Source organism: Streptomyces sp. WM6386 (genome assembly GCF_000972385.1).
Lineage (GTDB): Bacteria > Actinomycetota > Actinomycetes > Streptomycetales > Streptomycetaceae > Streptomyces.
Map to the genome: position 1 here is coordinate 1 of NZ_JXTE01000615.1, position 372 is coordinate 372.

The window sequence follows — 372 nt, forward strand, 5'->3', positions numbered from 1 at the left end:
CGCATACGACGCACTGAGCGCCAGGGTCATCGAACAGGCCGGATTCCCGGCCGTCCACATGACCGGCTCGGGCACCTCGGCAGCCATGCTCGGGCTGCCCGACCTCGGCTTCGCCACCATCACCGAGATGGCGTGGAACGCCAAGAACATCTGCCTGGCGGTCGACCTGCCGGTGATCATGGACCTGGACGCCGGCTACGGCAACGCCATGAACACCTGGCGCTGCATCCGCGAGTTCGAGCAGGCCGGCATCGTCGGCGGCCACCTGGAGGACCAGGTCGTCCCCAAGCGCTGCGGCCACCTGGAAGGCAAGCGGCTGATATCGGCACGCGAGATGACGGGCAAGATCGAGGCCGCGGTCGGCGCGCTGTT

General features: G+C 68.0%; 1 protein-coding gene. It reads left to right on the forward strand.

The features are described from left to right. The coding region (locus TN53_RS42940; protein ID WP_046264354.1) for an isocitrate lyase/PEP mutase family protein at positions 1 to 372 on the forward strand (372 nt) is incomplete at both ends.